At 33.0% G+C, this 8,013-nt stretch carries 8 protein-coding genes; 4 read left to right on the top strand and 4 right to left on the bottom strand.

The window, feature by feature from the left end; genetic code table 11:
• Nucleotides 1-131: 131 nt before the first annotated feature.
• The 3 genes from GOQ24_RS04645 to GOQ24_RS04635 are packed head-to-tail and all read right to left on the bottom strand — an operon-like array spanning nt 132 to nt 1,563.
• Nucleotides 132-563: a hypothetical protein gene (locus tag GOQ24_RS04645; RefSeq protein WP_155091176.1), complete on the bottom strand. Its 432-nt coding sequence runs from the start codon at nt 561-563 to the stop codon at nt 132-134.
• A 3-nt stretch (nt 564-566) separates the two neighbouring features.
• On the bottom strand, nt 567-974 hold the full coding sequence (locus tag GOQ24_RS04640) for a hypothetical protein (protein WP_155091177.1): 408 nt from the start codon (nt 972-974) through the stop codon (nt 567-569).
• 43 nt (nt 975-1,017) lie between these two features.
• Nucleotides 1,018-1,563, bottom strand: coding sequence for an RNA polymerase sigma factor (locus tag GOQ24_RS04635; RefSeq protein ID WP_160339207.1), 546 nt, complete (start codon nt 1,561-1,563; stop codon nt 1,018-1,020).
• Between the two features lie 91 nt (nt 1,564-1,654).
• On the opposite strand from GOQ24_RS04635, the gene GOQ24_RS04630 reads away from it, so the two are divergent.
• Nucleotides 1,655-2,314, top strand: coding sequence for an HAD family hydrolase (locus GOQ24_RS04630; RefSeq protein WP_155091179.1), 660 nt, complete (start codon nt 1,655-1,657; stop codon nt 2,312-2,314).
• A 382-nt stretch (nt 2,315-2,696) separates the two neighbouring features.
• Entirely contained in the window at nt 2,697-3,212 is a 516-nt protein-coding gene (locus GOQ24_RS04625; protein ID WP_155091180.1) for a DUF2892 domain-containing protein, read from the top strand.
• Between the two features lie 53 nt (nt 3,213-3,265).
• Here the strand turns inward: GOQ24_RS04625 and GOQ24_RS04620 are convergent, their stop codons facing one another.
• The gene (locus tag GOQ24_RS04620; protein WP_160339206.1) at nt 3,266-4,858 is read right to left on the bottom strand and encodes a peptide chain release factor 3; all 1,593 of its coding nucleotides are present in this window, start codon (nt 4,856-4,858) and stop codon (nt 3,266-3,268) included.
• An 867-nt stretch (nt 4,859-5,725) separates the two neighbouring features.
• Here GOQ24_RS04620 and GOQ24_RS04615 point away from each other — a divergent pair.
• Nucleotides 5,726-6,595, top strand: coding sequence for a hypothetical protein (locus GOQ24_RS04615; protein ID WP_155091182.1), 870 nt, complete (start codon nt 5,726-5,728; stop codon nt 6,593-6,595).
• Nucleotides 6,582-7,961 (top strand): peptidylprolyl isomerase, encoded by a 1,380-nt coding sequence (locus GOQ24_RS04610; RefSeq protein ID WP_155091183.1) that lies wholly within the window; start codon nt 6,582-6,584, stop codon nt 7,959-7,961. Before GOQ24_RS04615 ends, GOQ24_RS04610 begins: the two co-directional genes overlap by 14 nt.
• Nucleotides 7,962-8,013 lie beyond the last annotated feature (52 nt).

Here is an 8,013-nt window from a genome sequence, read left to right as displayed (position 1 = left end):
GTAGTGAGTCAATAACTGTAAATACAAGGTTTCTATGTAGTCTCATTAATATATAAATAAAATAGCCCACAAATATACATCTTTTGTGAGCTATTAGAACATGACTAATGTTATTTTATCGTTATTAAATATTATTTCTTTTCCTTGTATTTACGAAGTAATTTTCGGTTGAAATCATCTTCGGCTTTTTTAAGTAATAAGATTTTTTTATTTGACAATATTTTTTTTGCTTCCGTTAAGAAGTCTTTTCGCGTACTAAAGTAAGCCTCTTCAAAATCAATGAGTTCCTGTATCTTTTTTGAAGCTTCTTTCTCACTCATGGTTTCAATCTCTGAAATTTCATTGTGTTTTAAGAATTTGACTATTTCATTGTGTCTCAATTCTGACATTTTATGGTCATAAGTATTGTACAAAGGCCAAAATTTTTCAGCTTCAGTTGTGCTTAAATTTAAAACTGAAGTTAGGTGAGCTATTTTTAATGAGCGAATTTGTTCTCCGTGATCTTGTGCTTTGATTGAAAGCATGCAGATAAATAGAAAGAATAGGGTTATGTGTTTTTTCATAAATTAATCATTTAAATAATACTCAATATCAATGTTTGTCAAGACGTAATCATTAATCTCTTTTTGATTGAGTTCAATGGATTGCTCTAATTCTTGGATGTCTTGTTCATCAAATGAATTGATGAAGTCACTTGATAGGGTGAGTGTTGTGTTGTATTCAATGTAGTTGCTTATTGCTTCGTCTTTGAGTGTTTCTTGTTTTTCAGAAGTATAGAAAAATGTCAAACCTATGACTAAAGCAATAGTGGCTGCTATTGAACTGTAATAATAGCGTTTGATTCTCTTTTGGGGTTTAGAAACGCTATTGTTTTTTTGTTCAATATTTTGCATCAATCTACCTTCAAAAGATTCGAAGTAGTTATCTGGCGTTTTAAAAAGCTTTTTATTATTAAAAGAAGTTTTTCTTTCCATGTTTTTAACCTTTCCATATTAGACGAAAAAAAGCGTCTTGGGTTTAATTGTCTTTTAAATATTCTTCTATTTTCTTCGATGCGATGTGGTATGACGCCTTTAGTGCACCGACACTTGTCTGTAATATTTCAGATAGAGAGTCATAGTCAATCTCTTGATAATACCTCATTTTAAATACTAATTGTTGTTTTTCAGGCAGTGTGTTAATAGCTTTCTGCAAGAGAATCTCAGCTTCATCTCCATTGAATAATTCATCTGCGTATAACTGGTCTATGATGAGGTCATTGAGTTCTTCAGTAGAGACGCGTTGCATTCTACTTTTAGACTTGAGAAAGTCTAATGCCTGATTTGTAGCTATTCTGTACAACCAAGAGAATAACTTGCTATCTTGTTTGAAGGAATCTATATTATTGAAAATTTTGATGAAAGTCTCTTGAAGTATATCATCAGTGTCATCATGGTTGAATACAAGTGAGCGTATCTGATGATACAATCTTTCCTTGTACAAATGAACCACCTCGCGAAAAGCTTCGTTTTTTGTAGAAGGATTTTTTAACCGCTCTATTAAAGTTTGTTCGTCAAGATCCAAGGTGATTCTAATTTAAGATTGCGCTAAAAGTAAAATTAGGTAAACTCTCTGAGATTATACTAATAGTATTCTTATTTTTGCTAAAAAAAACATGGTAAAGACAGTGATTTTTGATATGGATGGTGTTATTGTGGATACAGAACCTGTACACAGATACGCTTATCACAGACATTTTGATGAATTGGGGATAGAAGTGAGTGAACATGTTTACAACTCTTTTACGGGACATTCTACTAAAAATACCTATGAGCGCATTAAAGAATTGTATGGTGTTCAAGGTGAGGTTAAGGATTTAGTCTTGCGCAAGCGAAATTTGTTTAATGATTCTTTCGACACGAAAGCAGATTTAGATTTGATTGCTGGAGTTCGCCCTTTGATTGAAGGTCTATATCAAGCAGGAGTTGAGTTAATTGTAGGTTCTTCAGCATCTAAAAGTACCATTGATAGAGTCTTTACTCGTTTTGGATTATATCCTTTTTTTACCCATATAGTTAGTGGAGAAGACTTTCCTAAATCAAAGCCAGATCCCACTATTTTTTTGACTGCAGCTTCATTAGCCAAAAACAGTGATAAGCAAGATTGTCTTATTATAGAGGATAGTACAAATGGTATAAAAGCAGCAAATGCTGCTGGTATTCGCGTTATCGGATATAAAAGTGAAAATTCGAAACAACAAGATTATACGGGAGCTGATTATATCGTAAGGGATTTTCGTGAGATAGATGCTCAGTATATCATTGGACTAAAGTAAGCTTGTATCATTTTGCAATTAGCACTTTTTATTTTTGAACAGATGGATTGGCAAGCTATCATTAAGTAACTATATAGCTATTGTATCAAAGGATAGGATCAAAGGTGCGTTTAGCTGGGAGAGGATTATAATCTTTTAATCTTTGAGTGACTTACATTTAAAGTTAATACAGGTTTCTGATTGTTTTTATGTTGTCAATGTTAAGTTATAATAGATTCATTGTAGAGTTAATTCAAGTGTATCTATGTTATGTTTGATTGAAGTTATAAGGAACATAAAGATTTAAATAACAAGTTGAGCTTAGAAATAAAAGTGATTTGTTTTTTAAGTAGGGGGAATTTTGTAAATTTGCGTTCTTTGATTATAAACACAAAATATATAAATGTTTCACAGGTATATTAAATTAGGTATTGCAGCTGCACTTTTTGCAACAGCAATTTGGCAATTCGTAGAAGGGAATATAGGGAATGGGATTTTTCTATTGTTTTTAATGGGGTTAGTAATCCTATTGTACTTCAAAAACGAGTATATTCTTTTGGCTTTTTTAAAGCTGAGAAAACAAGATTTTGAAGGTGCTCAAAAATGGTTGGATAAGATTAAAAACCCTGAAACAGCTTTAGTGCGCAAGCAGAATGGATACTATAATTACCTAATGGGAATTATGACATCTCAAACTAACTTGAACGCTTCTGAAAAATACATGAAGAAAGCAATCGAATTGGGATTGAATATGGATCAAGATTTGGCCATGGCTAAGTTACAATTAGCTGGAATTGCTATGACTAAGCGCAGAAAAATTGAGGCGACTAAGCTTTTAAGTGAAGCGCAAAAACTTGACAAACAAGGAATGCTAAAAGAACAAGTAAAAATGATGAAAGAACAAATGAAGAGATTCTAATCTCGTTTGTTTACAATATAAAAAAACCTCTCAATTTATTGAGAGGTTTTTTATTATATAATATCTTCAGATGTAAATCTCAGTTTTACTGAAGGGTATTTGCTTTGTGTCATTTGAATAGAGAATTCACTATCAGCTAAAAACACCAATTGTCCAGATTTGTCAAAGGCAAGGAACTTTTGTTTTACACGTTTAAATTCTTTAAACTCATCATTTTTAGGATCATCTGGCTGTACCCAACATGCTTTATAAGCAGGGAAGTTTTCATACGTACATTTAGCTCCATATTCATGCTCTAAACGGTATTGTATTACTTCGTACTGAAGTGCTCCAACAGTACCAATTACCTTACGACCATTCATTTCAAGGGTGAATAACTGTGCTACTCCTTCGTCCATTAACTGATCAATCCCTTTTTCTAATTGCTTAGATTTCATCGGGTCAGCATTGTTAATGTATCTAAAGTGTTCAGGAGAGAAACTTGGAATACCTTTAAATTGCATGATTTCTCCTTCAGTTAATGTGTCTCCGATCTTGAAGTTACCAGTATCGTGAAGTCCTACAATATCACCAGCATAAGAGATATCTACAATTTCTTTTTTCTCTGCAAAGAAAGCATTCGGACTGGCAAACTTCATCTTTTTACCTTGTCTTACATGTAGATAAGGAGTGTTTCTTTCAAAAGTACCAGATACGATTTTAATAAAAGCTAAACGGTCTCTGTGTTTAGGGTCCATATTAGCGTGAATCTTAAATACAAAACCAGAGAAAGCATCCTCTTTAGGATCTACTAGTCTTGTGTCAGATTCTTTGGCTCTTGGAGAAGGAGCGATTTGAATAAAACAGTCTAATAGTTCGCGTACACCAAAATTGTTTAATGCAGAACCAAAGAATACAGGTTGTAGTTCTCCTTTTACATATTGTTCTCTGTCGAATTCCGGATAAATACCTTCAATGATTTCAAGTTCTTCTCTCAGTTTTCCTGCTGCAGTTTGCCCTACTAATTTGTCAAGTTCTCCAGAAGCTAAGTCTGAAACCTTAATGACATCTTCTATGTTTTTGCGGCTGTCATCACTGAATAAGTTGATATTCTTCTCCCAAATATTGTATATTCCTTTAAAGTCATACCCCATACCGATTGGGTAACTTAAAGGTGTAACTTTCAATTGAAGCTTTTGCTCTACTTCATCCATTAAGTCAAAAGCATCGCGACCTTCACGGTCAAGTTTGTTGATGAAAACAATCATAGGAATGTTTCTCATGCGACAAACTTCCACTAATTTTTCAGTTTGTTCCTCAACCCCTTTTGCCACGTCAATTACGACAATCACACTGTCCACTGCCGTTAGTGTACGGAATGTATCTTCAGCGAAATCCTTGTGACCAGGAGTATCAAGAATGTTGATTTTTTTATCTTTATAATTAAATGCAAGAACAGATGTTGCAACAGAAATACCTCTTTGACGTTCAATCTCCATAAAGTCAGAAGTAGCTCCTTTTTTTATTTTATTGTTTTTTACAGCACCAGCTTCTTGGATTGCTCCACCAAATAATAGTAATTTTTCTGTTAAAGTAGTCTTACCAGCATCTGGGTGAGCAATAACACCAAAGGTTCTTCTGCGTTCAATCTCTTTTAAAAAACTCATTATTAAAAATTTTTAGGCTACAAAAGTAGTTATATTTTAAATAATTTGATAGTTTTTATTCCACAGGGCTAAAAGCAGAGATAAGACAAAGGAATATTGGAGTGTCTTTTAATAAGTTGATCAGTGATTGTTTCCCGTTAAAAGCAAATCCATTGTAATACAGATGGTACTTTCTTGGGGTTTTCTAGGGGGATGCTTGCAGTTTGCTTGGGAAAACACCCCTTGTTCCCAGTAAAAGTGCAAGAATACTCGAAGAAAAGCGCAAGAAACCCCAAGAAAGGCTCCCTCATTTTATATTCTTAATAAACCTATATTGTAGCTTTAAAGAGGGGCAATGATCAAGTACAAGTCAGTATGTCAATTGACTGATACCCCAATAACAAACAAGTTTGTGTTTTTAAATAATCCCCTAAGTAGAAATATACTCAGTAAAAAAGCTGCGACTTGGTGTAGTCATTGGTTCAAGGGACAAAAAGAAATTCTAATTAGATACTTTATGTTGTTTTTTGGGTTTTTGGTCAACAACTCAGCAATCTTCTTTTTGATTCTGGTTGATTAGGTTTGATAGCTGTTAATTAATCTTGTATTGCGTTTACCAAATTTTTTCACATAGGGTCAGCAGAGCGTTAGAGAATGAAGTTCTTCTTTTGTCCACCTGATTAAATTTGTATTGTATAATTTAGTTTTTCAAGTTAATTGCGTTTCTTTCGTTGCACTATTTCGCGTAGTGATGAAAGTGTAAAAAAGGTTTAGAAAGAGAATTTGGTTTATTTTTAAATACTCAAGCCTCTAAAGTATATATAAGTAAAGTATTTCGTTATTTTTGTAAGATTGAATTTTAAAACAATAAAACTATTGTATTTGGAAATGACTAAATTTAAAAAGAAATGCCTGCAGTTGTGCTTTTTATCTCTTTCAGCATTAGTTGCTTATTCATGTGATGGCAAGGATGCAGAAACAAAGAATAATATGGCTGCTCGAGTAAACAATACTTATTTGGCAAAAGATAAATTAGAAGATATTGTTCCCGTAAAGGTAACTGGCAAAGATAGTCTTGCTTTTGTACATCGTTTTATTGATAAATGGGCTACAAAGCAACTGTTAATCGAAGCAGCACAGTTAAATTTACCAGAAGATAAAGTCGTGGAAATCGATCAGTTGGTAGAGAACTTTAAATCTGATTTATCTATAAAGGCCTATTTGGAGCTATTAGTGCAGAATAAGATAGACACCATTATATCAGATAATCAGTTAAAGGAGTATTACGAATCGTATAAGAGTAATTTTTTAGTAGATGATATGTTGGTTCAGTTGGCCTACGTGAATGTATTAAATGACAATACAAACTTTGCAACTATTAAGAGAAAGTTTAATTCTACAAAGTCAAGTGAGATTAATTCATTAGAAAATTTATCTTTGCAGATGAAGTCTTATTTTCTAAATGACGATGTGTGGATTGAAGTAGGTAATATTTACGAAAGATTGCCGTTTATTACATTAGAAAATAGGAGGGATTTTTTACGTTCGAATTACAGTTTTGAATATAGCGCTGAATCAAGTACATATTTTGTACGTGTGAAGTCTGTAATCCCCAAAGGGGGAATCATTCCTTTCGAGTTTATAAAAAAATCATTGAGATCATTAATTATTAATGACCGCAAAGTAGAATTAATGAAACAGATACAAGAAGATATTATAAAAGATGCAAAAAATAATAAGAGGTATGAGATTTTTTAATAAGAAGACATTATTGGCTTTAGCTATGTCATTGTCTTTTGTTGGTATTTCCCAAGGTCAATCAGCCAATACTCAAAAGAGAAAGATTGATGGAGTAGTAGGAGTAGTTGGTAAATATGTGATTTTAGATTCTGAAATTGACAAAACATTATTGGAGTTAAAAGCACAGAATATCCCTGTGGGAAGTTTATCTCGCTGTGAATTATTTGAAAAATTATTAGAGGATAAGTTATATGCTCACCAAGCGTTGCAAGATAGTTTAGATGTTCCAGATGCAGAGGTAACTACTTTTATGTCTGAACAGATTAATGGGATGGTAGAGCAAGTAGGATCGATGGATCGCATCTTGAAGTTTTACAACAAAAAGAATGAAGAAGAATTTCGCGAGTACTTTTTTGAGATTGTAAAGCAGAATAAATTAACTCAGAATATGCAAAAGCACATTGTAGAGAAAGTAACTATCACTCCAGAAGAAGTGCGTCAGTTCTACAAATCTATTCCTGAGGATGAATTGCCAATGATTGGAGATGAAGTGGAGATTGCAGAAATTGTTGTCAGACCAGAGGTTTCAAAAGAGCAAAAACAAAAAGTAATTGACCGTTTAAATGAAATGCGCAGAGATGTTTTAGAGAACGGGGCGAGCTTTTTTAGTAAGGCTGTATTATTTACAGACGATAAGGGGTCCGCAACAAATGGAGGATTTTATTCTATAACAAAGAAGTCGCCATTTGTAAAAGAGTTTAAAGAAGTTGCTTTTAGTTTAGCAGAAGGTGAAATTTCACAACCATTTGAAACTGAGTTCGGATATCATATCATTTATTTAGAGAAAATTAGAGGTCAGAATTTAGATTTGAGACATATTCTCTTGGTACCAAAACCTACAGATGAGGCTTTAGAAGAAGCAAAGAAAAAAATCGAGGGGATTCGCGAGAAAATCGTCAATAAAGAAATTAGTTTTGCCGATGCAGCAGCAGCATCTTCAGATAATAAAGATACCAAACAAAACGGCGGTATTATGAGAGATCAGATGACAATGGATCCGCGTTTCGAGTTAAATAATATGGATGATAGAGAATTGTATCAGTTAGTTGCTAATCTTGGAGAAGGAGAAGTATCTCAACCAGCGATTAAGTACGATTTTCACAAACAAGAAAAAACTTACCGCATTGTTACGATAAATAAAAAGTATCCATCACATAAAATGGATTTTGCGGAAGATTATACGAAGATTAGAAACCTTGCATTGAATAAAAAACAAGGAGAAGAACTTCAAAAATGGATATCTAAGAAGCTAAATGATGCTTATATCAATATCCAAGGTGAATTTCGCGATTGTAAATTCCGTAATAATTGGGTCAAAAAATAAGAATTTAATAATCTGAGATAAAGAAAACGACATTTTAGCAATAGGCTGAAAT

It is taken from the genome of Myroides sp. LoEW2-1, from assembly GCF_009767705.1.
In the GTDB taxonomy this organism is placed as follows: domain Bacteria; phylum Bacteroidota; class Bacteroidia; order Flavobacteriales; family Flavobacteriaceae; genus Flavobacterium; species Flavobacterium album_A.
The sequence above is the reverse complement of the archived record's forward strand: the minus strand, read 5'-3'. Positions and strand labels throughout refer to the sequence as shown.

Coding starts and splice junctions, on each gene's coding strand:
- GOQ24_RS04610 (WP_155091183.1), top strand. CDS start 6,582: ATGAGATTTTTTAATAAGAAGACATTATTGGCTTTAGCTATGTCATTG.
- GOQ24_RS04615 (WP_155091182.1), top strand. CDS start 5,726: ATGACTAAATTTAAAAAGAAATGCCTGCAGTTGTGCTTTTTATCTCTT.
- GOQ24_RS04645 (WP_155091176.1), bottom strand. CDS start 563: ATGAAAAAACACATAACCCTATTCTTTCTATTTATCTGCATGCTTTCA.
- GOQ24_RS04625 (WP_155091180.1), top strand. CDS start 2,697: ATGTTTCACAGGTATATTAAATTAGGTATTGCAGCTGCACTTTTTGCA.
- GOQ24_RS04640 (WP_155091177.1), bottom strand. CDS start 974: ATGGAAAGAAAAACTTCTTTTAATAATAAAAAGCTTTTTAAAACGCCA.
- GOQ24_RS04630 (WP_155091179.1), top strand. CDS start 1,655: ATGGTAAAGACAGTGATTTTTGATATGGATGGTGTTATTGTGGATACA.
- GOQ24_RS04620 (WP_160339206.1), bottom strand. CDS start 4,858: ATGAGTTTTTTAAAAGAGATTGAACGCAGAAGAACCTTTGGTGTTATT.